This is a genomic window from Streptomyces sp. NPDC055966, assembly GCF_042269865.1.
Lineage (GTDB): Bacteria > Actinomycetota > Actinomycetes > Streptomycetales > Streptomycetaceae > Streptomyces.
In genome coordinates, this window is sequence record NZ_JBHJYK010000001.1 from 161,340 (window position 1) to 183,600 (window position 22,261).

A 22,261-nucleotide genomic window follows, 5' to 3' on the forward strand; every position below is an offset into this window, starting at 1 on the left:
TACAACTCACAAGAGGCATGACGCCCCCAATCCGGCTCCACCCGCTGCAAGACCCTTGCGGTGATGGACATCACGTCAGCAAACTGCTCTGAGAACTAGAACGCGTACTAGTTCTGCACGTTCTGGAGGAGAGCCCCGCAGAGCCCTCGCAGAGCCCTCGGAGAGGACCCGCACCCATGGCCGCCGAACCCGTGATCGTCGAAGCCGTCCGCACCCCGATCGGCAAGCGCGGCGGCGCGCTCGCCAACCTGCACCCCGCCTATCTCCTGGGCGAGACCTACCGTGAACTCCTCGGCCGCACCGGCATCCCCGCCGACGCGGTCGAGCAGATCGTCGGCGGCACCGTCACCCATGCCGGCGAACAGTCCATGAACCCCGCGCGCACGGCCTGGCTGACCATGGGCCTGCCCTACGAGACGGCCGCGACGACCGTCGACTGCCAGTGCGGCTCCTCGCAGCAGGCCTCGCACATGGTGGCCAACATGGTCGCCGGCGGCGTGATCGACGTGGGGATCAGCTGCGGCGTGGAGGCGATGAGCCGGGTCCCGCTCGGGTCGGGGTCGAAGCACGGCCCGGGGAAGCCGTTCCCGGACGAGTGGAACGTCGACCTGCCGAACCAGTTCGAGGCCGCCGAACGCATCGCCCGCCACCGGGGGTTGACGCGGGAGGACGTCGACGCACTGGGGCTGCGGTCCCAGGAGCGGGCGGCTCTGGCGTGGGCGGAGGAACGCTTCAAGCGCGAGACGTTCGCCGTGCAGGTGCCGACGACCGAGGAGGAGCAGTACGCCGGCCAGGGCATGTGGCGCCTGGTCGACAAGGACGAGGGCCTGCGGGACACCTCGATGGAGGCACTGGCGAGGCTGAAGCCGGTGATGCCGACGGCGGTCCACACGGCGGGCAACTCGTCGCAGATCTCGGACGGGGCGGCGGCCATCATGTGGGCGTCGAAACGGATGGCCCGCGCCCTGAAGCTGAGGCCGAGGGCACGGATCGTCGCTCAGGCGCTGGTCGGCGCCGACCCGCACTTCCACCTCGACGGCCCGATCGACGCGACGCGCGCGGTGCTGGGCAAGGCGGGGATGTCGTTGAAGGACATCGACCTCGTGGAGATCAACGAGGCTTTCGCATCAGTGGTGTTGAGCTGGGCCCAGGTCTTCGAGCAGGACCTGGACAAGGTCAACGTGAATGGCGGTGGGATCGCCCTGGGGCATCCGGTCGGGGCGACGGGGGCCCGCCTCATCACCACCGCCCTGCACGAACTGGAGCGCACGGACAAGGAGTTCGCGCTGATCACGATGTGCGCGGGCGGGGGGCTGGCGACGGGGACGATCATTCAGCGGCTGTAGCCGACGTCCAGGTGACGAAGGTGGTGAAGGCGGCGGGGTCGAGGGTGAGGATCGGTCCCGCCGGGGACTTGGAGTCGCGGATGGCGATGGTGGTGGGAGCTTCTGCGATCTCGACGCAATCACCGCCCTGGTCTCCGCTGTAGCTGGACTTACGCCAGTTGCTCTCCATAGCGGTCCTCCATCACCCGTCGGATCAGCGCCGCCGAGTCCTTGATAGAGAGCGCGGCGGCTCGTAGATGATCGTAACGGAGCGAGCAGTCCTTGACGGTGTCCGGGTTGGCGGTCGTATGCCCGCTGCCGTACCCCTCGGTGTAGACGATGCTCGGGTCACCGACGAAGCGGTAGACGTTGAACGAGCCTTGCAGCCCTGGATGCTCCCCTACCGAGTACGGCAGGATCTGCACGTTGACCCGCGGATCGCCCTCGAAGGTCAACAGATGAGCCAGTTGCTCGCGCATGACCTCGTGGCCGCCGATCTCCTGGTGCAGCGCGGCCTCGCTGAGGACCATCCAGAAGACCGGCGGCTCCTCCTTCTCGAAGATGCCCTGGCGAGCGAGCCGAACGGCCGCGCGATCCCCGAGTTTGTCCTGATCCAGCACTCCGAGCACCGCGCGCACATAGGACGGGGACTGAAGCAGACCGTGGATCACATGGGTCTGGAACGTGCAGATCTCCGTCGCCCGCACCTCCAACTCCGCCACCTGCTGGAACCACGCCGGAAGTTGGCTGCGCATCACCAGCGGGTGGAGCCGCGTCAGCAACCCGCCCGTTCCCAGCGCCGCGTCCGCCCGCTGGCTGAAGTCCAGCGTCGGCAGCTTCCGGGCCGTCTCCACCTGGCCGACCATCGACCCCGTGTAGTTGATGATGTCCCCGAACTGCCTCTGCGTCAGTCCTGCCGCCTCCCGGTACCGGCGCAGCTCGAAGCCGTAGTAGTCGAGCGGTGAGGCGCTGGGGTCGAGGGTGTTGATGTTCACCATGCCAAGTCCCCTCCCGGACCTGTTGTGTTCGTCCAGTTGCCCAGCGTAGTGATCCCAGGTCAGCCTCGCCCTGTGAACCTCAACATTCCCCGCACTCCCCAGTACCGCATGCACCTCACCGTCGGCGAGCACTCGGTACGCCACATCCGCCGTATCGCCCGCTCGCTGCTCCACGAATGGGAGCTGGCGGAGCTGACGTTCGCCGTGGAGCTGGGCCTGAGTGAGCTGGTCACCAATGTCGTGCGGCACGTTCCCGACCGGCGCTGCACCGTCCTGCTCGTACGGCAGACCGCCGGCGTCCGGGTCGAGGTGGCCGACGGGTTCTCCCAACTGCCCCAACCGCCCCGCCAGTTGGACCTTGATGCAGAGGGCGGCCGGGGACTCGCACTGCTGGATGCCGTGGTCGGCAAGTGGGGCGTGACCCCGTGGGTGCTGGGCCGTAAGACGGTGTGGTTCGAGTGCGGAGTCGAGGAGTGACCGTGGAGCCCCACGGTCACGTGCTGCCGACGCTCACCTTCTCTGCCTCCTCCTGGGCGCCTGTCATCCCCGTGACCCTCTTCGACCTCGGCCCCTGAAGCACGTACGACAGCCCGAAGCCGGCGGCGACCACCACCGCGCCGCCGATCGCGTCGAGCACCCAGTGGTTGCCGGTCGCGATGATGGCCGAGACGGTGAGGAGGGGGTGCAGCAGGCCGAGGGCCTTCATCCAGCGCTTCGGGGCGATGACCGCGATGACCACGCCGCACCACAGGGCCCAGCCGAAGTGCAGCGAGGGCATCGCCGCGTACTGGTTGGTGAGCGCGGTCAGCGCGCCGTAGTCCGGCTTGGAGAAGTCCTGCGCGCCGTGGACGGTGTCGATGATGCCGAGGTGCGGCATCAGGCGCGGCGGAGCCAGCGGGAAGAACCAGAAGCCGATCAGGGCAAGGAAGGTGGCGAAGCCGAGGGAGGCGCGGGCCCAGCGGTAGTCGACCGGGCGGCGCCAGTAGAGGACGGCGAGGACCGTCAGCGGGAACACGAAGTGGAAGGACTCGTAGTAGAAGCTGAAGAAGTCCCGCAGCCACTCGATCTTCGCCACGGTGTGGTTGACCCCGTGCTCGATGTCGATGTGCAGGAACCGCTCGATGTCGAGCACGATGTGCCCGTGGTGCTCGGCGCGCGCCCGGCCGCCGGAGACGGTGCCGCCGGTCGCGGCGAGGCGGACCTGTGAGTAGGCGGCGTAGACGACCCGGATGAGGAGCAGTTCCAGCAGCAGGTTCGGGCGGGTCAGGACGCGGCGCAGGAAGGGGAGGAGGGGGACGCGTCGAAAGCGAGCCGGGACCGGTGGGGCGTACTCCGTGCGGATCGGGGTCTGGTAGTAGGGGGAGGTTCGAGAGAGGAAGGGGACCGTCGTCGCGGCGGCCAGGGCCGCGAGCAGCACCAGGTTGTCGCGCAGCGGGTACAGCGCCGGCGTGTTCGGCAGCATCATCTTCGCCGGGAGCGTCGTGACGAGGACGACGGCCACCGGCCAGACGTAGCGGTCGGAGGCCTTCCTGCCGACCCGGCCGACGACCGCGAGCAGCACCCACAGCAGTTGGTACTGCCAGGCGGTGGGCGAGACGGCGACGACGGCACAGCCGGTGACGGCGACCGCGAGCAGCAGTTGCCCGTCGGCCGCGTAGTGCACCGCGCGGCGCATGGCGAGGGCCGCGACGGCGGAGGCCAGCAGCAGGAAGACGGTGATCTCCGGCCACCCGGACACGCCGAGCCGCAGCAGCGCGCCGTGCAGTGACTGGTTGCCGAGGGCGTCGGCCTTGCCGCCGAGGCCCGCCCCGGCCATGTGGTGCACCCAGTACGCGTACGAGTCGTGCGGCAGCGCGGCCCAGGCGAGCGCGGTCAGGGCGGCGAAGGTGCCGGCCGTGCTGAGCGCGGCCCGGCGGCGGCCGGTGAACCACACCAGCGGGGCGAACAGCAGCAGGGTCGGCTGGAACGCGGCGGCGAGGCCTATGCACAGGCCGCTGGCCCGCTCCCCGCGGACCGCGAACAGACCGAGCAGGACGAGCAGCACCGGCAGGACGCTGGTCTGGCCGAGCCACAGCGCGTTGCGGACCGGCAGCGACAGCATGAGCAGGCTGATCGCGACCGGCGCGGCCAGCAGCGAGGTGCGGCGGCTGACCGGCTGGGGCAGCGCGCGGGCGGCGGCCAGGCCGAGGGCGACGACGAGCAGCAGCGTGCCGAAGGTCCAGCCCCAGCCGAGCGCGGCCTCGGCGGAGCGGGTCAGCGGCTTGAGGACCAGCCCGCCGAAGGGGGTGCCGGTGAAGCGGGAGGAGTCGTAGATCGAGCCGTCCACGTGCAGGACGCCGTGCGGGCCGACCCAGGTCTCCAGGTCGGTCAGCCGCTCGCCGCTCGGGGTGCTGAGGACGGCGGCCATCTGCCGTACGGCGAGGATCGCCGCGACCGCCCACAGTCCCAGCCTGGCCGCATGCAGTCGTGCTCCCGGGGAGTCCTGCCCGAAGGCATCCGTCGGCCGCCCGCTGTGCTCCACGTTCGCCACGCCCCGTCGGCCTCCCGCCCCGTCCTTCTCAAAACCCTATGAGATTCCCACCGGCTCTGGACAGAGACGCGGGCAACCCCCACTTCACCTGACGTCCGCCCGGTTTTCGTCCGCCTTTTGTCCGGATGACGATAGTGCGCACCCTGTGCGGTTGCGGGGCCGGGGCGCGAGAAGGGTCACAGCGGGGGCGCCGGGGAGCGCGGCCGCAGCGTGCGGACCTGCCTGTACACACCCCCTTTGGCTGCGCTGTGCAGCCGTCCGCTTGCACCACGTAAGGACCTGAAAGCCACCTATGGTCACTTTTTGCCCCTGTCCCCGTCGAAAGGTAGGCGAGCCCCGTTTTGGCCGTCGCCACAGCCGTCACCCCGCACCCGAAGACCCCGCGGGCCGCGCAGGCCCCCACCGACGTCACCGTCGTCGACCCCGCGCTCGTCAGGCGCGCCGTGAAGGCGGCGGCGCTCGGCAACGCCATGGAGTGGTTCGACTTCGGTGTCTACAGCTACATCGCGGTCACCCTGGGCAAGGTCTTCTTCCCCTCCGGCAGCCCGACCGCGCAGTTGCTGTCGACGTTCGGCGCCTTCGCCGCGGCGTTCCTGGTCCGGCCGCTGGGCGGCATGGTCTTCGGTCCGCTGGGCGACCGGGTGGGCCGCCAGAAGGTCCTCGCCGTCACGATGATCATGATGGCGGCGGGCACGTTCGCCATCGGCCTGGTCCCGTCGTACGCGTCGATCGGCGTGGGTGCGCCGCTGCTGTTGCTGGCCGCCCGTCTGGTGCAGGGCTTCTCGACGGGCGGCGAGTACGCGGGCGCGTCGACCTTCATCGCCGAGTACGCGCCCGACAGGAAGCGCGGCTTCTTCGGCAGCTGGCTGGAGTTCGGCACGCTGGCGGGCTACATCTGCGGCGCGGGCCTGGTGACGCTGATGACGGCCCTGCTGTCGCCCGCCGACCTGCTGTCCTGGGGCTGGCGGATCCCGTTCCTGATCGCGGGTCCGATGGGTGTCATCGGCCTGTACCTGCGGATGCGGCTGGAGGAGACCCCGGCGTTCGCGGCACAGGTCGAGAAGGCGGAGGCGCGGCGCCCCAAGGTGCCGCTGCGCGAGATGGTCGCGGGCCAGTGGAAGGCCCTGCTCGTGTGCATGGGGCTGGTGCTGGTCTTCAACGTCACCGACTACATGCTGCTGTCGTACATGCCGAGCTATCTGACGAGCGAGCTGAAGTACGACGAGACGCACGGGCTGCTGGTCGTGCTGGGCGTGATGGCCCTGATGATGATCGTCCAGCCGTTCGCGGGCGCGCTGAGCGACCGGGTGGGCCGCCGCCCGGTGATCGCGGCCGGTTGCGCGGGCTTCCTCCTCCTGTCCGTCCCCGCCCTGCTGCTGATCCGCCAGGGCAGCCTGCTCGCCGTCGCGCTGGGCATGGGCGCGCTGGGCCTGCTTCTGGTCTGCTTCACGGCGGCCATGCCGGCCGCGCTGCCCGCGCTCTTCCCGACCCGGGTGCGCTACGGCTCCCTGTCCATCGGCTTCAACGTGTCGGTGTCCCTGTTCGGCGGCACGACTCCGCTGGTGGTGACCGCGCTGATCGGGGCGACGGGGAACATGATGATGCCCGCGTACTACATGATGGCCGCGGCCGTCGTGGGCGGGTTCGCGGTGTGGCGGATGGCGGAGTCGGCGGGACGCCCGCTTCCGGGGTCGGCGCCGGCGGTGGAGGGCCGGGAGGCGCGGTAGGCGGTCCTCGCCGTCGCCAGGTTCCCGGCGTGGGCCGCGCCGCCACCGGTCCGGGCCCCGCCGCCGATCTCCCCGTCGGTGCCCCTCGGCTGAGACGATGACCGCGCAGGGGAAGCGCAGGCACTCGGGAAAGGCAGCAGGAGCATGACCGGCTCGCAGCTCTGGGACGACGTCGACGACTACTTCATCAGCCACCTGGCGCCCGACGACGAGGCGCTTCAGGCGGCCTTGCGGGAGAACGAGGCGGCCGGGCTGCCGGACATCGCCGTCACGGCCGCACAGGCCAAGTTCCTCCAGCTCCTCGCGCAGTTGCAGGGCGCGCGCACCGTGCTGGAGATCGGCACGCTCGGCGGGTACAGCACGATCTGGCTGGCCCGGGCGCTGCCCGAGGACGGCCGGCTGGTCTCCCTGGAGTACAGCGCCCGGCACGCCGAGGTCGCCGTGCGGAACATCGCCCGGGCGGGCCTGGACCGGATCGCGGAGGTGCGGGTCGGCCCGGCCCTGGAGTCGCTGCCCAAGCTGGCCGACGAGAACCCGCCCCCGTTCGACCTGGTCTTCATCGACGCCGACAAGGCCAACAACGCGCACTACGTGGAGTGGGCGCTGCGGCTCACCCGTGCGGGCAGCGTGATCGTGATCGACAACGTGGTGCGCGGCGGCCGGGTCGCCGACCCGGACAGCACCGATCCGGACGTGATCGGCACCCGCGCCGCGATCGACCTGATCGCCACCCACCCGAGGCTGAGCGGTACGGCGCTCCAGACGGTCGGCACCAAGGGCTACGACGGGTTCGCGCTGGCCCGGGTGCTCGCCTGAGCCGCACCGGGTGCGTGGGTGGCGCTACGCCTCGTGGTAGAAGCCGACGTTGACGCTGCGCGGCGCGGTGCGGTCCTGGACGACGATCTCGCCGGACCCGCCGTGCGGCAGCCGTACGGTCGCGCCGTAGCCGAGGGGCTGGCTGAACTCCCCCGAGACCAGGCGCACTTCGGCGGACGGCTCGGCCTGTGAGCCGCGCAGCCAGGTCAGTTGCCAGCCGCCGTCGGGGGCGCACACGAATTCCAGGTGGACGCGGGAGACGAACAGCCAGTCGTCGGGCGTGACCAGCTTGCACACCGCCGCGTCCCTGCCGACCCGGAGCGCGGCGCCCGGCTCGCTCGGCGCGTCGGCCATCGTCATACCGGCCGTGGCGCCGGAGTCGGCCTCGGAGACGGTGGCCATGGTGAGTTCGAGCACGTGCGTTCCCCCTGTGATGTCCGTGCACGTCCGTGCACCGTCCGTGCACGTCCTCGCGACGAGGCCGGATCGGCCTGCCGCCGCCGCATGATAGAACGCCCCGCCGGGCCGCGTCCGGCACAATGGAGTCATGACCGAGCGAAAGCCACCGGGTGTGTCGTTCGACTCGTTTGTCGACAAGCAGATCCGTGACGCGCAGGGGCGCGGTGAATTCGAGCGACTGCCGGGAGCGGGCGAGCCGCTGCCGAGCGAGGTCGACTCCACCTATGACGAACTGTGGTGGATCAAACGGAAGATGACGCGCGAGGGCCTGTCCGTCCTGCCGCCCGCGCTCGCCCTCCGCAAGGAGGCCGAGGACGCCCTCGACGCGGCCTACGCGGCCCCCTCGGAGCGGATCGCCCGGAAGATCGTCGAGGACGTCAACGTCAAGATCAAGGACATGATGTTCAAGCCCCCGCCCGGCCCCCCGCTGGGCAGGAAGCCGTACGACGTCGAGGAGGTCGTAAGGGAGTGGCACCGGCGACGGGCCGGGGGTGATACTCCGGCATGACGTGGACCATCGCCCCGGAACCGTACGACTCCCCCATCGCCGCCGTCCTGTGGCGGGCGTACTACACCGAGGTCAGCGACCGCTGGTACGTGCTGCACGAGGGGCACCGCACCGACCCCGGCGAGCTGGAGCGGGAGATCGCGGCCGAGAACGGGGCCGAACTCGCGCCGCCCGCCGGGCAGTTGCTGGTGGGCTGGTACGCGGGTGAGGCGGGCGGCTCGGCGGGGGTACGGCTGCTCGGCCCGGACACCGCCGAACTCACCCGGGTGTTCGTGCACGATCACCTGCGCGGCAAGGGCGGCGCCCCGCTGCTCGTGGCCGCCGCCGAGGAGGCCGCCCGCGCCCTCGGGGCCCGGCGGATCGTGCTCGACACCCGCGGCGATCTGGTCGAGGCCCGCGCCCTGTACGCCCGCCTCGGCTACGCGGAGACCGAGCCGCACAACGACGCCGCGTACGCCGAGCACTGGTTCCGCAAGGAACTGACCGTCAGCTGAGCCCGGTCACCGGCCGGCCGTGCGGTCGTTCGCGTGGCTGTTCGCGCGCCGAGCCGCACAGTTCGCCGGTGAGTTCCTTCACCAGCTCCGTCAGGTCGGTCGAGCGGTCCGGCTGCCACCAGTCGCCGAGGAGTTCGGCCAGCGACTCCTCGCGGGCCGCGGCCAGCCGGTCGGCGACCTCGCGGCCTGTGTCGGTCAGGTACAGGTCCAGGCCCTCGCGTTGCGCAAGGCGCCGTTCCTCGACCTGGCGGGCGGCGGCGAGGAGGACCTCCAGCGGGACGGGGCCGTGCTCGGCGAGCACGCAGGGTTCGACCGAGCCGTACCTGCGGATGCGCAGCAGCAGCCAGCCGGCGGCGGGCAGCAGGTCGTAGCCGGCCCGTGCGGTGATCTTCTCGTAGATCTCCCGGCGGCCCTCGCGGGTGCCGAGCACGGACAGCGCGCGGCAGCACTCGTCGTAGGAGGAACGCTCGACCGGATTGGGCGCGAGGGTCTCGGAGACGTCCGGTGCGGTGACCGAGCCGCGCAGCGGGTCCTCCTTCAGGAACCACGCCAGCAGGAAGCCGAGCAGGGCGACCGGCGCGGCGTAGAGGAAGACGTCCGTGATGGCGGAGGCGTACGCGTGCAGCGCGGCCGGGCGCAGCGTCGGCGGCAGCGCGGCGATGCCCCGCGGGTCGGACTTCACGGCGTTCGCACTGGCGCCGGGCGGCAGGGGGACTCCCCGGAAGGCGGCGGTGAGCTTGTCGCCGAGGCGGCTCGCGAAGATCGTGCCGAAGATGGCCACGCCGAAGGAGGCGCCGATGGAGCGGAAGAAGGTCGCGCCGGAGGTGGCCACGCCCAGGTCCTCGTACGAGACCGCGTTCTGCACGATGAGGATCAGCACCTGCATGACCAGGCCGAGGCCGAGACCGAAGACGAAGAAGTAGACGCTCATCACGGCGGTCGGGCTGTGCTCGGTGAGGCGGTGCAGCAGGAGCAGGCCGATGGCGGTGACGGCGGTGCCGGTGACCGGGAACACCTTCCAGCGCCCGGTGCGGCTGACGATCTGTCCGGACACGGTCGAGGACAGCAGCAGGCCGAACACCATGGGCAGCATGTACACCCCGGACACGGTCGGCGAGACGCCGTGCACGACCTGGAGGAAGGTCGGCAGATAGGTCATCGCGCCGAACATGGCGAAGCCGACGATGAAGCTGATCACGGCGGCGAGCGTGAAGGTGCGGATGCCGAACAGCTTCAGCGGCAGCACCGGTTCGGCGGCCCGCCGCTCGACGGCCACGAAGGCCACGGCCAGCAGCACGCCCAGCACGGCGAGCCCGATGATCTGCGCCGAGGCCCAGGGCCAGGTCGTACCGCCGAGCGAGGCGACGAGGACCAGGCAGGTGGCGACGGCGGCGATCAGGAAGGTGCCGAGGTAGTCGATGACGTGGCGCTCGCTGCGGCGCGGCAGGCGCAGCGCGGTGGCGATCGCGGCCAGCGCGACGACGCCCACGGGGAGGTTGACGTAGAACACCCAGCGCCAGCTCAGATGCTCCGTGAGCAGCCCGCCGAGCAGCGGCCCGAGCACGCTGGTCGCGCCGAAGACGGCCCCGAACAGCCCCTGGTAGCGGCCGCGTTCGCGTGGCGGTACGAGGTCGCCGACGATCGCCATCGACAGCACCATCAGCCCGCCGCCGCCGAGGCCCTGGAGTGCGCGGAACCCGATCAGCTCGCCCATGTTCTGCGCCATGCCGCAAAGCGCCGAGCCGATGAGAAAGATCACGATTGCCGTCTGGAACAACCGTTTCCGGCCGTACTGGTCGCCGAGCTTGCCCCACAGCGGGGTCGCGGCGGTCGAGGCCAGCAGATAGGCGGTGACCACCCAGGACAGATGCTCCAGGCCGCCGAGATCGCTCACGATCGTCGGCAGCGCGGTCGAGACGATGGTCTGGTCGAGCGCGGCGAGCAGCAGTCCGAGCAGCAGGGCGCCGATGGGGACGAACACATTGCCGGGGACGTGTTCGCCGTCCTTCACGTCCTTCGTCGTGCCGTGCGTGTCGAGGGTCATGGAGACCTCCCGGGAGGCTCGGAATGCACCTTCTCCATCGTCGTCGGTGTGACCGGTTATGGCCTGTCGAGTCCCGCGTTTTTGACGGCGGATGCGGACAAGGTCCGCATAGTCTCGGAAGTCCGCAAGGGGAGGACGAACACATGAGTGATTCCGCGAGGCCGGGGGGTCCGGAGAGTCCCGGGAGTCCCGAGGGCCGTACGTGCCCGCGGTGCGGGGCGCCGAGGGGCCTGGACCGGAGTCCGTCGTGCGACTGCACCGAGCGGGCGGCCGAGGCCCTGCGGGAGACGCGGACGGCCGAGGCGGCAGCGGCGGAGGACTTCGACCCGTTACGGATCCGCCCGTACGTCGAGGTGGACGAGCCCGCGCAGACCGGCGCGGTGCCGCCCGTCGAGGCCACGCTGCCCCTGCGCCCCATACCGGGGCCGAGCACGACGGACCTGCGGATGTTCGAGGGGAGCGGGGCGGACGGCGCGGCCACGGCGGAGACCGTGCCGGGCGAGGCGCCGCGCCGGCGTCCCCGGCGCGCCGTCCTGCTGTCGGCCGCCGGCGCGGGCGTGGCGGTCGTGGCGGCGGCCGGCCTGGCGAGCGGGCTGTTCTCGTACGACACCCCGTCGTCCCGGGACCGTTCCGCCGCCCAGGAGGTCCGGGCGAGCGTTCCGGACGTGAGCGCGCCGGTGTCGTCTTCCTCGCCGGCGGCGGATTCCCCGCCCGTGTCCCGCTCGCTGGCGCGTCCGTCCTCGGCCCCGCCGACCCCGGCCCGGCCGGCCACGCCGTCCGCGTCGCCGACCTCCGCGGCACCGTCCCCCACGGCGTCCCGCTCGCCCTCCCCCACCGCGACGGCTTCCGCGAGCGCGCGGACCACACCCGCGGCCGCGCCGGTGCTGCGCCGCGGCGACCAGGGCCCGCAGGTGACCGAACTCCAGGAGCGGCTGCGCCAGTTGAACCTGTACGCCGACCAGGTCGACGGCGTCTTCACCCGCCCCGTGGAGGACGCGGTGCGCACCTACCAGCAGGCCCGGGGCATCACCGGTGACCCCTACGGGGAGTACGGCCCTGCGACCCGGCAGCGTCTGGAGTCGGAGACGTCACAGCCCTCGCAGCAGTGAGGGCGGGCCCCGCGTTCGCCCGGAAGGGGCGCGGGGCTCCATCGATATGCGGCTCCGCCGCGGGGGCGCGACCGGCCACACCGGCGCCGCAGACGACCGACGTGCACCGTCCGGCACTCCCGGCGGAGCGCTCGGCGGCTCCGGTCCGCCCGCGTCAGCCGATGTGCAGCCGGACGGTCCCGTCGGCGCCCGCCTCGACCCGTACGCGCGTGAGGTCGGCCACGGCCACGTCGGGCTCGTGCAGGCCGGCCCGGGGGCCGATGCCCACCACGGTCATCCCCGCGGCCCGCCCGGCCGCGATCCCGGCCCCGGAGTCCTCGAAGACCACGCAGTCGGCCGGGGCCACGCCCAGCTCGGCGGCGCCCTTCAGGAAGCCCTCGGGGTCGGGCTTGCTCGCGCCCACCGACTCGGCGGTGATCCGGACCTGCGGCAGCGGCAGCCCGGCGGCGTTCATGCGCGCGGTGGACAGCGCGACGTCCGCGGAGGTCACCAGGGCGTGCGGGAGACCGCGCAGGGCGGCCAGGAAGGCGCTCGCGCCGGGGATCTCCACCACGCCGTCCGTGTCGGCGGTCTCCTCGGCGAGCATGCGGGCGTTGTCGGCGAGGTTCTGCTCGACGGACCGCTCGGGCAGCAGGACGGCCATGGAGGCGTGCCCCTGGCGGCCGTGGACGACCTTCATCACCTCGTCGCCGGCCAGCCCGTGCCGCTCGGCCCAGCGCCGCCAGATGCGCTCGACCACGGCGTCCGAGTTGACGAGGGTGCCGTCCATGTCGAGCAGGAGGGCGCGGGCGGTGAGGACGGTGGGCGTGGCGGTGGCCGTCATCGGCAGCTCCAGGAACGAGAGGATCCCCGCGGGGAGGGACCGCAGGGGACAAAGGAGCCCCGCCCGCCGGTCAGGGAAAACGGGCGGGAGCTACTTTGTTCCTCCACGGTACAAAACAGCTCCCGATCCCGCCAGCGGCTCCGTCGAGGGTTCACCCGCCGTTCAGCTCAGCCGGCGATGCCCTCGTACAGGCTCCACACGCCCAGCCCCAGCATCAGCAGCGCCGCGATCTGCGTGATCAGCCGCAGCGGCACCTTCCTCATCAGGGCCTTTCCGCCGACGATGCCGAGTCCGGCGACGGCCCACAGGCCGAGCGTCGCGCCGAGACCGACGGAGATCGGGTCGTTGTAGCGGGCGGCGAGATTGGCGGTCATGATCTGGGTCAGGTCGCCGAACTCGGCGACGAGGATGAGCGTGAAGCCCGTGCCCGCGACCTTCCAGAAGGACTGGTCGGCGGGCTTCTTGATCTCCTCCTCGTCCTCCGGCTTCTGCAGCAGCAGCATCGCCGCGCCCCCGAGGAAGAGGACTCCGGTGATCGCGTGCACGATCTGCTGCGGCAGCAGGGTCAGCACGCTGCCGGCCGCGACGGCCAGCACGACATGCAGCAGGAAGGCGGCGGCGACGCCCGCGAAGACGTAGCTCGCCCGGTAGCGGGTGCCGAGGACCAGACCGGCGAGCGCGGTCTTGTCCGGCAGTTCGGCGAGGAAGATGACGCCGAAGACGAGCGCCGTCACGGTGATGCTGATCAAGGTTCCTCAATCGGTCGGGCCGCCCCGCCGAGAGTGTGGTACGTCACGCGATGACACCTCGGCATGGCAGCACACTCGGCGCCCGCGCCGGTGGGCGCGGACGTGCACTGCTTGCCGAAGGTCTCGCCGACGGATCCCGATGAGACTCGGTGGTCCGCCTCCGGGCGCCGGCTCAGGCTCGCTGAGCAGTATGTCGACGGTCCGGCGAAGAGCTACTCCCCTTCTGCGCGACCCATCGTACGGGATGTGAAAGTTCGGCCGTGAACCAGCCGAGGCTTGCTGTGCCATGAACGCGTCATTGGTTTCTCACCGAACGCTCACCTCGCGGCAACGCCGCCTCGTGAGTAACGGCGGGCCGGTCCGGCCCGCCGTCTCCGCGCCGCCGGTCAGGAGGCCGGGCGGCGGCGCACCAGGAAGCCCGCGGCCGCGCCCGCGCCGAACAGGGCCGCCAGGGAGACGCCCGTGGCGAGCCAGGTCGCGCCGAGCCACTGGGCACCGTAGTAGCCGAGGGCGACGCTGTACGCCGCCCAGGACAGACCCGCCAGCGCGGACCACGGGACGAAGTCGCGGGCGCGGCGATGGGCGGCGCCGGCGCAGAAGGAGACGACCGAGCGGCCGGCGGGGGCGAAGCGGGCCAGCACGACGAGCGCGCCGCCGCCCCGGGCCAGCGCGTCACCGAGACGTTCCTGCGCGGTGGTCAGCCGCCGGGAGCGCGCTATGGCCCGGTCCAGCCGCTCCCCGCCCCGCCAGGCCAGGCGGTAGGCCACGAGATCGCCGAGGACCGAGGCGGTCGCCGCGCAGACGATCAGGACGAGCAGGTCCGGCACGCCGTGCGGGACCTGGCCGGTGGCCGCGCCGGAGCCCGCCGCCGCGGCCGTGCCCGACGCGATGACGAGCACACCGCTCGGCAGCACCGGTACGAACACGTCGAGCAGCACGGACAGGGCCACCACCGCGTAGATCCACGGCCCATCGGCCAGTGACCCCACACTCTCGAACACCACGACTCCCGTTGCTCCCCCGTTGACAGCCATACAGCGTACGCGGGAGGTGTGACAGCCGGGGCCAGGGGGGCCGATGGGGCGATTCCGGGCGTCGGTTCACTCTTCCGGCGCCCCCCGTGCGGCGGAGCGGTCCCATGTCCCGTAGCAACGTAGAGAGGCCTGTCTTCGGACAGAAGGCATATGAAGTAACGAAACGGCGCATTAGCGCAGGAAAAGGTGCACTCATGGTGGCAGCCGTATACACGGGCGCCCTCGCCGCAGCCCTGTTCGCGACCGGGACCGCAAGCGCGCCCGGCTTCACGCTGGACGCCTCCGGCGTGTTCAGCCCGCCGACCGCGACCGTCGCGTCGAAGGCCGTGACGTACGACCAGAAACTCGTCCCGGCGGGCGCCTTGATCAACGTCCGGCAGCAGACCAGGCCAGGCGGCGCCACGACGGTCGAGCTGCGGGTGGCAGGCCTCAAGGCCGGCCACCAGTACGGGGCCCACATCCACCAGAAGGCCTGCGGGGCCAAGCCCGACGCCGCCGGCAAGCACTACCAGGACAAGGCCGGCACGGACGCCGCCCACGTCAACGACAAGAACGAGGCCTGGCTGGACTTCAAGGCCGACGCGAACGGCATCGGCCACGCGACCGCGCGGCACGACTGGGCCTTCCGCAAGGGCCAGGCCGCCTCGGTGGTGATCCACAGCGAGCCCGGCACGAAGGGGGCCCGGGCGGCCTGCTTCACCGTGCCGTTCGGCAACGCGTCGTGAGCGACGGCCGGCGTACGTCGTCGGCGAAGACGCCGGTGACGGTGACGGCCTGACGGCCTGACAGCACAGAGCGGCGCCCTCCCCCTTCGTGACGGGGAAGGGCGCCGTCCCGCGCCGGGCGCGGGGCGCGTCAGGCGCGCGTCAGGCGGCCGTCGGGGCCCGCTCGCCGGTCGCGGCCGCGCCCCCGCCGAAGAGCCGGTCGAGGCCGAAGGCGCCGGAGCCGGTGAAGACCAGCAGGAAGAACGCCCAGCAGAACAGGACGGACAGCTCGCCGCCGTTCTGGATGGGCCACAGCGCGGCCTGCTGGTGCACGTCGAAGTAGGCGTACGCCATCGAGCCCGAGGCGATCAGCGCGGCGCCACGGGTGCCGAGGCCGACGAACACCAGGGCGCCGGCGGCCAGTTGGATCACCGCGGCGTACCAGCCCGGCCAGGTGCCGGACGGGATCGTGCCGCCGTTGGTGCCCGCGGCGCCGCCGAGCACGCCGAAGAGGGAGGCGGCGCCGTGCACGGCGAAGAGCAGGCCGACGACGACGCGGAAGAGCGCGATGGCGTACGGCTGGGCGGAGTTGAGGCGTGCGTACATGTGGGGGTTCTCCTCTTCGGCGCCGGCCGGGGACGTGGCCGGTCGTGGGGGGTGTACCGAGCGAGGGTCACAGGTTAGGCGAACCTAATCAGTACTTGCAAGTTCAACATTAGGGTGCGTCCGCCCCTTCACCTCCAGCCCGTCGAGCAGTTCCGCCGTCGCCTCGGCCACCGCGGCCACCGCCCGCTCGAAGACCTCGCGGTTGTGGGCGGCGGGGGCACGGAAGCCCGAGACCTTGCGCACGTACTGGAGCGCGGCGGCATGGATGTCCTCGTCCGTGGCCTCGCCGGGCAGGACGGGCGGGCGCAGCGTCTTGATACTTCGGCACATGCCTTCAGTCTCCCGCTCGCCGCCCGCCCCTGCGATGATCACGGCGAAGGCGGCCACCGATCCCCGGGGCCGACCGTCGAAAGGAACAGCCGTATGGCCACCGAGCACACCGACCCCGCGGGCCCCGCCGAGCCTGCCGAGTCCACCGAGCACAGCGGGCCCATCGACACGAGCGGGAGCGGCAGGAGCCCGCGGAGCACCGTGGCCGTCCTCGGCCCCGGCGGCACGGGCGGGCTCCTCGCCGCCCTGCTCTCCCGCGCCGGCCACCGCGTCGTCTGCCTGGCCCAGGACGGCACGGCCGGCACCCTGCGCCGCACCGGAATCGCCGTCCGCAGCGCGCAGTTCGGCGTGTTCACCGCGTCCGTCGAGGCGGACACCGAGCTGCGCGAACCGGTGGACGCCTGCCTGGTCGCCGTCAAGCACACCGCGCTCGACGCCGCCCTGACCCGTGTCCCGCCCGCCGTGCTCGGCGACGCCCTGGTCGTCCCGCTGCTGAACGGCGTCGAGCACCCCGCCGCGCTGCGCGCCAGGTACCGCGCCGACCGGGTCGCCCCGGCGGTGATCCGCGTGGAGTCCACCCGCGTCTCCCCCGGCGTGATCGAGCACGGCAGCCCGTTCACGGAGATCGACCTCGCCGGGGACGGCGTGCCGCGCGCCCGGCTGGACGCCCTCGCCGCCGTGCTCGCCGACGCCGGTACGGCCGCCCGCGTGGTCGAGGACGAGACGGCGGCACTGTGGGCCAAGATGGCGTTCCTGGCGCCGTTCGCCCTCCTCACCACGCGATACGGCCTCCCGCTCGGCGAGGTCCGCACCCGGCACCGCGAGGAGCTGGAGTCCCTCGTCGCCGAGACGGCCGCGGTCAGCCGCGCCTGCGGCGCCCCCGCCGACCCGGCCCGCGCCCTCACCCGCTACGACGCCTTCCCGCCCGCGGCCAAGTCGTCCATGCAGCGCGACGCCGAGGCGGGCCGCCCACTGGAGCTGGACGCCGTCGGCGGGGCACTGCTGCGCGCGGCAGGCCGGCACGACGTACCGGTACCGGTGACGTACCGCCTGGTGGACGAGTTGCGGGCCGCCGGCCACTGACCCGGTGCGGGGCGACGGCCACTGACCTGGTGCGGGGCGGCGGGCCGGTCCGTTCGCCCCGCATCCCCCACTCCCTCCTCCGCCACCCGTTCGGCTGAACCTCCCTCTGACCCCGCGAACGAGCTCGCACCTCAAAATCGAACAGGCGTAGCATTGCCGTGTGGCTACGCCCTACGAATTCCCCAGTGACCTCCTCGCCGGTCAGGAGGAGCTGCATCAGGTCAGGGCCGAGCTGTCGGCCCTGCTCAAGAAGTTGCCCTGGTCGGTGGCGCCGATGGACGGGTTCAGTGACGACACCGGCTGGCGCAAGGTGGAGCGGCCCGCGTCCCCGGGCTGGACCGAGGACGAGCAGGCCGCGGTGGAGAAGCTGCGACGGCGCGAGCACGAGCTGGCGGTGTTCATCAGCACGCACCGCTTCTGGGCCGACGTCGCGGCGCCGGACCGGGTGGAGATACGCACCCGGCTGAAGCACGCCCCCGAGTGGACAGAGGAGTAGATGAAGAGGAGCCCCCGGCCGTGCGGCCGGGGGCTCCTCGTCGGTGGGCGCGGACGGTTTCGAACCGCCGACATCCTGCTTGTAAGGCAGGCGCTCTACCCCTGAGCTACGCACCCCGAACACCCGGGCGAGTGCCCAGGTCGAGTCGACAGCCTACCTTGCCGGGGCCCGTGTACCGCAAACCCGTTCCGGCGGGCGATCAGGGTGTCGGGCAGGGGGCCGGTCAGGGATTCGGTCAGGGTTTTACGGGGGTTGTCCCCAGCAAAGGTCCGGGAGGCTCCCTGATTCCCGGACCGGCCGCGATCTTCTACGGTCATGACAGACCGACACAGTCCGGCCGCCGCACCCGGCGGGCCGGTTCAGGGGGAGATATCGCATGGCCCGTTCCGTCGCCGTCCGCGCCGCCGTCATGGCCGTGGTCACCGGGGTGCTCCTCGCGGGGGTGAGCGCCTGCGGCGCCTCCGCCGGGAACGACAAACACCCCGACCACAAGTCCTTCGGGCTGCACGGCCGCACGCTCACCGTCGACTCCGACGACGCGGCACTGGAGATAGTCTCCGCGCGGGGCGCCAAGGCGGGCACGGTCCAGGTCACCCGGTGGTTCCAGGGCAAGGTCGTCGTCGGCGGCAGCCCCAGGGTGAGCTGGTCCTTCCAGGACGACCGGCTGAAGCTGCGCCTGCACTGCACCGGATTGATCGCGGACTGCTCGGCCAAGTACCGCATCGAGGTGCCGCGCGGGATCGCCCTGACGGTGACCGACAGCAACGGAGGCGTGCGCGCGCAGGGCTTCTCGGATCCGGTCAGCATCCGCAGCAGCAACGGCGCGGTGCGCGTCACCGACTCCAGCGGACCGCTCGAACTGCACTCCGGCAACGGCGCGGTCAGCGCCGAGGCCTCCTCCCGGCAGGTCCGGGCCGGCACGAGCAACGGCGCGGTGCACCTCGCCCTGAGCTCCATACCCGACAGCGTGAACGCCCACAGCAGCAACGGATCCGTGACGATCACCGTGCCCCGCGCGGACTACCGCGTCCGGACCGGCTCCGCCAACGGCAGAGTCACGGTGTCCGTGCCGCGCTCCGACAGCAGCGCGCACACGGTGACGGCCGACACCTCCAACGGCGGGATCACGGTCCGTACGGCGAACTGACGGCCCGCCCCACGGCAACTGACCGGCCCGTGTGTTCGTCTTCCACGGGTGGGAGAATGACTCCACCCAGGGCGGACCACAGCACGGGAGAGGGATGTGACGGCGAGGAGAGGGCCCACGGCTCTCAGATCCACGGCTCTGCGCGACACCCTCACTCTGATCGGCCTGCCGGTGCTGGCCGCGCTCGCGCTGCCCGCCGCGTTCGCCGGCGGCGGCACCCGGCGCTGGTTCGGCGGCCGGGCGGAGAGCCAGCGGGCCGAGGCGCAGGCGGCGAAGGACGCGGCGGCGGCCGCGTTCTACGAACTGGACACCGCCCAGCGGGATCTGCGGATCTCCGTCGAGACCATCACGGCGGTGGACGACACCCCGGCCGCCCGGCGCGCCGCGAGCGACTTCGCGGCGCTCGGCGGCCGGATCGACGAGGTCAGCCAACGGTACATCCAGGCCGTCGACGCCCATGATCTCGACCGGGACGACCTGGAGGCCGCCGCCGCGTCCCGCGCGCGCTCGGAGCTGACCGCCGCCAAGGACGAGCTGCTGCGCGTCAAGCAGGAGCTGGACCGGTTCGGCGGCTCGCTCGGGCCGCTGCTGGGCAAGGCCGAGACCCAGCTGGCCCGGGTGGCGCCCGCCGTGGAGCGGGCCCGGCAGGCCCTGCTGGGCGCGAGCAACGCGCTGGACGCCGTACGGGAGCGCGGGCTGCGGGCCGACGACCTCGCGGGCCGGCTCGCCGCGCTGTCCCCGGAGCTGACGAAGCTGAACCAGGGCGCCGGGCAGCACGGCGTGCAGCAGACGCTGGAGCGGGCCGAGCGGGTGCAGCGGGAGGCCGGGGCGATCCGGGCCGAGGCCGAGCGGCTGCCGGAGCTGGCGGCCGAGATCGACCACCGGCTGGTCTCGCTGCGCACGCGCGCGCAGGCGCTGACCACGCGGGCCGGGCAGGTGGACCCGGTCCTCAGCGAGCTGCGGCGGCGGTTCGCGGCGGCCTGCTGGCAGGATCTGCAGCACGTGCCCGAGCAGGCCGCGCAGAACGTACGGCAGGCCGAGCTGAAGCTCCGTGAGGCGCAGTCCGCCCGAGAGGCGCAGCGCTGGCCGGACGCCACGTCGCTGTTGTCGACGGTCCGGGCGTTGCTGAACACCACCGACGAGGCCGTGTCGGCCGCCGGTGACCGGCTGACCAGGCTGAACGCCGTACAGAAGGATCCGCAGGCCGAGATCGAGCGCACGCGGTTCGCGATCCGGGACGCCCAGCGGCTGGCGATGAGCGGGCGGGCGACGCCGGATCCGCGACATGCGGCGCCGTTGGACGAGGCGGTGGGGCGGCTGGAGCGGGCCGCGGCTTCGCTGGAGGGGCGCCACCCCGACTACTGGCATTTCCTGACCGAGACGGATGCCGTGCGGCGGGCCGCGGCGGAGGTCGTCGCGCGGATTCGTGAGGAGCGCGGGGGGCACTGAGCGCCGGGCGCTGCTGTTGCCCCACCCGGTGAGGTGGGCGGATATTGGGTGGACGGATGGCCTCCGCTACACGCCCGAGGGAGGCGGATATGGCCACACACGCAGCGCACCCACCACAGCGGCAGCGGATCCGGTTCGATCAGCATCTGCCCGTGGACCATCGGCTGAACACGGTCTACCGGATCGGCGCGGGCCTGATCGGCGCGTTCCTCGTCGCCTTCGGCATTCTGGGTCTGCTCCACAACATCGGCTTCTTCAGCACCGGCGGTGCCGAGGTCGTCGGGCTGAACACCAACGACACCCTGAGCGTGCTGTCGATCGTCGTCGGGGCGGTCCTGCTGGCCGGCATGGTGATCGGCGGAAACGTGGCGTCCACGCTGAACATGGTGTTCGGGGTGCTGTTCCTGCTGGCCGGCTTCCTGTTCCTCGGCTTGCTGGACACACCGCAGAACTTCCTGGCGTTCAAGATCCAGAACGTGTTCTTCAGCTTCGTCGTGGGCCTGCTGCTGATGACCTTCGGCATGTACGGCAGGGTCGGCTCGACCCTGCCGCACGACAACCCGTACTGGCGGGCCCGCCATCCCTCGGAGGGCGAGCCCGAGCGGCGTGAGGACGATCAGGTGCGGTAGGCGTAGAAGTACGCGCCCGGGTACGACGCGACGAGGCTCGCCACCGACCGGTTGTAGGTGTTGTTCGAGTGGTACGTCACGTACGGAACGCCGTAGCGGTCGCGGTACGTGACGATCATCGAGTGGTCCTTGGACCCGTCCCGGTTGAAGTCCATCTGGATCACGTCGCCGAGGTCCGCCTGGTAGACGTCGGCCAGCGGCGTGACGCGCTTGGAGGACAGGGCGAACCAGGAGAACTCGTTGACGCCGACGAAGGAGTCCGACTGGATCTCGGAGTTGCCGAACCACTTGTGGAAGTCCGTGCCGTCACCCGGGACGTGCTTCCAGCCGCCCGCCTTCAGGGTCTGGCTGACGAAGTTGGTGCAGTCACCGCCGTCGGCCTCGCCGTTGAAGTCCGGGTAGTCCGGGTTGTAGTTGCGCCAGTACTTCTGCGCGTACGCCACCATGGCCTGGTAGTCGTAGGCGCCGCCGGTGAGCTTCTTCGGGTTGGCCGGTGCGGGCCAGCTGGTGGCGGCGCGGGGCGCGTCCGGCGGGCCGTCGTCGGCGGGCGTGGTCTTCGCCTTGGCGACCGACGGCGTGACGACCTGGTTCACGGCGAGGTAGCCGTTGTCGGTGTCCTTGATGCCGGTCAGCTGCCAGTCGCCGTGACGGTCCGCCTTGAAGGTCAGCTCGTGGTGGGCCTGGAAGCCGGTGGTCTTCGGCCCCTTGGCCGACGGCTTCTCGTAGGTCAGGGTCGTGGTCTCGGTGACGGCGACCTTGGCTCTGCGGCCGTGCACCTCGGTCGCGTCGAGCGTGACCTGCGTGCTGCCGGCGCGGTACTTCTCGCCGAGCTTGGCCAGCAGGTTCTTGCGGGCCGCCAGCGTCTTCACGGCGGACGACTCCTGGTGGCTCTGCCCGCCGGACATGCGCACGGACCCGGAGAAGCCCGCCGTGTGCCGCGTGCCCTTGCTGCCGGCGCCGTCCACGAGGGCCTGGGTGCGGTCGGTGAAGACCGCGTCGGCCAGCTTCTGGAAGGTCGCCTTGGTGGCCGCGTTCACCGTCGGGTCGTCGACGACGGCGGCGCCCGCGGTCCAGTTGGGCAGCAGGGCCACGCCTGCGACCAGCGAGGCGGCCGCGGCGCCCACTATGGTGGCGCGGCGGCGGCTACGGCTCAGTTTTCTCGATCTCAATGATGTTCCCCTCTATGCCGGTAGGCCTACCG

Annotated in this window: 24 protein-coding genes and 1 tRNA gene; 13 read left to right on the forward strand and 12 right to left on the reverse strand. The window is 71.7% G+C overall.

All coding sequences use genetic code 11. The features are described 5' to 3' along the window. The first annotated feature begins 176 nt into the window (after positions 1-176). On the forward strand, positions 177-1,346 hold the full coding sequence (locus tag ACFC8N_RS00770) for a steroid 3-ketoacyl-CoA thiolase (protein ID WP_362822189.1): 1,170 nt from the start codon (positions 177-179) through the stop codon (positions 1,344-1,346). On the opposite strand, the gene ACFC8N_RS00775 is transcribed toward ACFC8N_RS00770, so the two are convergent. Together ACFC8N_RS00775 and ACFC8N_RS00780 are read right to left on the reverse strand one after the other, a co-directional pair. Continuing rightward, positions 1,330-1,515 carry a DUF397 domain-containing protein gene (locus tag ACFC8N_RS00775; protein ID WP_376285132.1) on the reverse strand — a complete coding sequence of 62 codons (186 nt, stop codon included), beginning with the start codon at positions 1,513-1,515 and terminating at the stop codon, positions 1,330-1,332. The two genes, ACFC8N_RS00770 and ACFC8N_RS00775, sit on opposite strands and share 17 nt — an antisense overlap. Then, positions 1,496-2,323 carry a helix-turn-helix transcriptional regulator gene (locus ACFC8N_RS00780; protein ID WP_356030546.1) on the reverse strand — a complete coding sequence of 276 codons (828 nt, stop codon included), beginning with the start codon at positions 2,321-2,323 and terminating at the stop codon, positions 1,496-1,498. The genes ACFC8N_RS00775 and ACFC8N_RS00780 overlap by 20 nt, the downstream gene beginning before the upstream one ends. 108 nt (positions 2,324-2,431) lie before the next feature. Between ACFC8N_RS00780 and ACFC8N_RS00785 the strand changes: the two genes are divergently transcribed. Then, entirely contained in the window at positions 2,432-2,800 is a 369-nt protein-coding gene (locus ACFC8N_RS00785) for an ATP-binding protein (protein WP_362822236.1), read from the forward strand. A gap of 16 nt (positions 2,801-2,816) precedes the next feature. On the opposite strand, the gene ACFC8N_RS00790 is transcribed toward ACFC8N_RS00785, so the two are convergent. After that, positions 2,817-4,853: a bifunctional glycosyltransferase 87/phosphatase PAP2 family protein gene (locus ACFC8N_RS00790; RefSeq protein WP_376285135.1), complete on the reverse strand. Its 2,037-nt coding sequence runs from the start codon at positions 4,851-4,853 to the stop codon at positions 2,817-2,819. A gap of 341 nt (positions 4,854-5,194) precedes the next feature. Between ACFC8N_RS00790 and proP the strand changes: the two genes are divergently transcribed. Both proP and ACFC8N_RS00800 read left to right on the forward strand, forming a co-directional pair. Further along, positions 5,195-6,580 (forward strand): glycine betaine/L-proline transporter ProP, encoded by a 1,386-nt coding sequence (gene proP, locus ACFC8N_RS00795; protein ID WP_376285138.1) that lies wholly within the window; start codon positions 5,195-5,197, stop codon positions 6,578-6,580. 144 nt (positions 6,581-6,724) lie between these two features. Next, positions 6,725-7,396 (forward strand): O-methyltransferase, encoded by a 672-nt coding sequence (locus ACFC8N_RS00800; protein WP_356030543.1) that lies wholly within the window; start codon positions 6,725-6,727, stop codon positions 7,394-7,396. Between the two features lie 24 nt (positions 7,397-7,420). Here the strand turns inward: ACFC8N_RS00800 and ACFC8N_RS00805 are convergent, their stop codons facing one another. Next, positions 7,421-7,813, reverse strand: coding sequence for a hypothetical protein (locus tag ACFC8N_RS00805; RefSeq protein WP_376285141.1), 393 nt, complete (start codon positions 7,811-7,813; stop codon positions 7,421-7,423). A 130-nt stretch (positions 7,814-7,943) separates the two neighbouring features. Between ACFC8N_RS00805 and ACFC8N_RS00810 the strand changes: the two genes are divergently transcribed. After that, positions 7,944-8,363 (forward strand): DUF1992 domain-containing protein, encoded by a 420-nt coding sequence (locus ACFC8N_RS00810; RefSeq protein WP_356030540.1) that lies wholly within the window; start codon positions 7,944-7,946, stop codon positions 8,361-8,363. Continuing rightward, positions 8,360-8,857 (forward strand): GNAT family N-acetyltransferase, encoded by a 498-nt coding sequence (locus ACFC8N_RS00815; protein WP_356030539.1) that lies wholly within the window; start codon positions 8,360-8,362, stop codon positions 8,855-8,857. Before ACFC8N_RS00810 ends, ACFC8N_RS00815 begins: the two co-directional genes overlap by 4 nt. On the opposite strand, the gene ACFC8N_RS00820 is transcribed toward ACFC8N_RS00815, so the two are convergent. Beyond that, a complete protein-coding gene (locus tag ACFC8N_RS00820; RefSeq protein WP_376285145.1) occupies positions 8,850-10,901 on the reverse strand; it encodes an MDR family MFS transporter in 2,052 nt (683 codons plus the stop codon). The two genes, ACFC8N_RS00815 and ACFC8N_RS00820, sit on opposite strands and share 8 nt — an antisense overlap. Positions 10,902-11,044: 143 nt before the next feature. On the opposite strand from ACFC8N_RS00820, the gene ACFC8N_RS00825 reads away from it, so the two are divergent. Continuing rightward, positions 11,045-12,010 (forward strand): peptidoglycan-binding protein, encoded by a 966-nt coding sequence (locus tag ACFC8N_RS00825; RefSeq protein WP_376285148.1) that lies wholly within the window; start codon positions 11,045-11,047, stop codon positions 12,008-12,010. 154 nt (positions 12,011-12,164) lie between these two features. Here the strand turns inward: ACFC8N_RS00825 and ACFC8N_RS00830 are convergent, their stop codons facing one another. The 3 genes from ACFC8N_RS00830 to ACFC8N_RS00840 form a co-directional block, all read right to left on the reverse strand. Further along, positions 12,165-12,833 carry an HAD-IA family hydrolase gene (locus ACFC8N_RS00830; RefSeq protein ID WP_356030534.1) on the reverse strand — a complete coding sequence of 223 codons (669 nt, stop codon included), beginning with the start codon at positions 12,831-12,833 and terminating at the stop codon, positions 12,165-12,167. Positions 12,834-13,000: 167 nt separating this feature from the next. Further along, positions 13,001-13,582, reverse strand: coding sequence for a TMEM165/GDT1 family protein (locus ACFC8N_RS00835; protein ID WP_356030533.1), 582 nt, complete (start codon positions 13,580-13,582; stop codon positions 13,001-13,003). Positions 13,583-13,968: 386 nt separating this feature from the next. Beyond that, the gene (locus tag ACFC8N_RS00840) at positions 13,969-14,583 is read right to left on the reverse strand and encodes a VTT domain-containing protein (protein WP_356030680.1); all 615 of its coding nucleotides are present in this window, start codon (positions 14,581-14,583) and stop codon (positions 13,969-13,971) included. A 227-nt stretch (positions 14,584-14,810) separates the two neighbouring features. Between ACFC8N_RS00840 and ACFC8N_RS00845 the strand changes: the two genes are divergently transcribed. Beyond that, positions 14,811-15,341 (forward strand): superoxide dismutase family protein, encoded by a 531-nt coding sequence (locus ACFC8N_RS00845; protein ID WP_356030532.1) that lies wholly within the window; start codon positions 14,811-14,813, stop codon positions 15,339-15,341. Positions 15,342-15,482: 141 nt separating this feature from the next. Here the strand turns inward: ACFC8N_RS00845 and ACFC8N_RS00850 are convergent, their stop codons facing one another. Together ACFC8N_RS00850 and ACFC8N_RS00855 are read right to left on the reverse strand one after the other, a co-directional pair. After that, positions 15,483-15,926 carry a DoxX family protein gene (locus ACFC8N_RS00850; RefSeq protein ID WP_376285153.1) on the reverse strand — a complete coding sequence of 148 codons (444 nt, stop codon included), beginning with the start codon at positions 15,924-15,926 and terminating at the stop codon, positions 15,483-15,485. A gap of 84 nt (positions 15,927-16,010) precedes the next feature. Then, a complete protein-coding gene (locus ACFC8N_RS00855; RefSeq protein WP_376285156.1) occupies positions 16,011-16,256 on the reverse strand; it encodes a DUF2277 domain-containing protein in 246 nt (81 codons plus the stop codon). A gap of 93 nt (positions 16,257-16,349) precedes the next feature. Between ACFC8N_RS00855 and ACFC8N_RS00860 the strand changes: the two genes are divergently transcribed. Together ACFC8N_RS00860 and ACFC8N_RS00865 are read left to right on the forward strand one after the other, a co-directional pair. Beyond that, positions 16,350-17,339: a ketopantoate reductase family protein gene (locus tag ACFC8N_RS00860; protein WP_376285159.1), complete on the forward strand. Its 990-nt coding sequence runs from the start codon at positions 16,350-16,352 to the stop codon at positions 17,337-17,339. A gap of 160 nt (positions 17,340-17,499) precedes the next feature. Next, complete coding sequence (locus ACFC8N_RS00865) at positions 17,500-17,835, forward strand: hypothetical protein (RefSeq protein ID WP_356030527.1); 336 nt, start codon at positions 17,500-17,502, stop codon at positions 17,833-17,835. Between the two features lie 44 nt (positions 17,836-17,879). Here ACFC8N_RS00865 and ACFC8N_RS00870 read toward each other — a convergent pair. Next, positions 17,880-17,951: transfer RNA gene (locus ACFC8N_RS00870), tRNA-Val, on the reverse strand. A gap of 260 nt (positions 17,952-18,211) precedes the next feature. On the opposite strand from ACFC8N_RS00870, the gene ACFC8N_RS00875 reads away from it, so the two are divergent. From ACFC8N_RS00875 to ACFC8N_RS00885, 3 genes are all read left to right on the forward strand, one after another. Next, on the forward strand, positions 18,212-18,982 hold the full coding sequence (locus tag ACFC8N_RS00875) for a DUF4097 family beta strand repeat-containing protein (protein WP_376285162.1): 771 nt from the start codon (positions 18,212-18,214) through the stop codon (positions 18,980-18,982). Between the two features lie 96 nt (positions 18,983-19,078). After that, the gene (locus ACFC8N_RS00880; RefSeq protein WP_362822178.1) at positions 19,079-20,431 is read left to right on the forward strand and encodes a hypothetical protein; all 1,353 of its coding nucleotides are present in this window, start codon (positions 19,079-19,081) and stop codon (positions 20,429-20,431) included. A gap of 89 nt (positions 20,432-20,520) precedes the next feature. Beyond that, positions 20,521-21,060, forward strand: coding sequence for a DUF4383 domain-containing protein (locus tag ACFC8N_RS00885; RefSeq protein ID WP_356030524.1), 540 nt, complete (start codon positions 20,521-20,523; stop codon positions 21,058-21,060). On the opposite strand, the gene ACFC8N_RS00890 is transcribed toward ACFC8N_RS00885, so the two are convergent. Continuing rightward, the gene (locus tag ACFC8N_RS00890; protein ID WP_356030678.1) at positions 21,048-22,163 is read right to left on the reverse strand and encodes an amidase domain-containing protein; all 1,116 of its coding nucleotides are present in this window, start codon (positions 22,161-22,163) and stop codon (positions 21,048-21,050) included. The genes ACFC8N_RS00885 and ACFC8N_RS00890 overlap by 13 nt on opposite strands. Between the last annotated feature and the right edge of the window lie 98 nt (positions 22,164-22,261).

Coding starts and splice junctions, on each gene's coding strand:
- ACFC8N_RS00820 (WP_376285145.1), bottom strand. CDS start 10,901: ATGACCCTCGACACGCACGGCACGACGAAGGACGTGAAGGACGGCGAA.
- ACFC8N_RS00815 (WP_356030539.1), top strand. CDS start 8,360: ATGACGTGGACCATCGCCCCGGAACCGTACGACTCCCCCATCGCCGCC.
- ACFC8N_RS00845 (WP_356030532.1), top strand. CDS start 14,811: ATGGTGGCAGCCGTATACACGGGCGCCCTCGCCGCAGCCCTGTTCGCG.
- ACFC8N_RS00785 (WP_362822236.1), top strand. CDS start 2,432: ATGCACCTCACCGTCGGCGAGCACTCGGTACGCCACATCCGCCGTATC.
- ACFC8N_RS00780 (WP_356030546.1), bottom strand. CDS start 2,323: ATGGTGAACATCAACACCCTCGACCCCAGCGCCTCACCGCTCGACTAC.
- ACFC8N_RS00860 (WP_376285159.1), top strand. CDS start 16,350: ATGGCCACCGAGCACACCGACCCCGCGGGCCCCGCCGAGCCTGCCGAG.
- ACFC8N_RS00800 (WP_356030543.1), top strand. CDS start 6,725: ATGACCGGCTCGCAGCTCTGGGACGACGTCGACGACTACTTCATCAGC.
- ACFC8N_RS00885 (WP_356030524.1), top strand. CDS start 20,521: ATGGCCACACACGCAGCGCACCCACCACAGCGGCAGCGGATCCGGTTC.
- ACFC8N_RS00810 (WP_356030540.1), top strand. CDS start 7,944: ATGACCGAGCGAAAGCCACCGGGTGTGTCGTTCGACTCGTTTGTCGAC.
- ACFC8N_RS00855 (WP_376285156.1), bottom strand. CDS start 16,256: ATGTGCCGAAGTATCAAGACGCTGCGCCCGCCCGTCCTGCCCGGCGAG.
- ACFC8N_RS00850 (WP_376285153.1), bottom strand. CDS start 15,926: ATGTACGCACGCCTCAACTCCGCCCAGCCGTACGCCATCGCGCTCTTC.
- ACFC8N_RS00775 (WP_376285132.1), bottom strand. CDS start 1,515: ATGGAGAGCAACTGGCGTAAGTCCAGCTACAGCGGAGACCAGGGCGGT.
- ACFC8N_RS00825 (WP_376285148.1), top strand. CDS start 11,045: ATGAGTGATTCCGCGAGGCCGGGGGGTCCGGAGAGTCCCGGGAGTCCC.
- ACFC8N_RS00830 (WP_356030534.1), bottom strand. CDS start 12,833: ATGACGGCCACCGCCACGCCCACCGTCCTCACCGCCCGCGCCCTCCTG.
- ACFC8N_RS00770 (WP_362822189.1), top strand. CDS start 177: ATGGCCGCCGAACCCGTGATCGTCGAAGCCGTCCGCACCCCGATCGGC.
- ACFC8N_RS00875 (WP_376285162.1), top strand. CDS start 18,212: ATGGCCCGTTCCGTCGCCGTCCGCGCCGCCGTCATGGCCGTGGTCACC.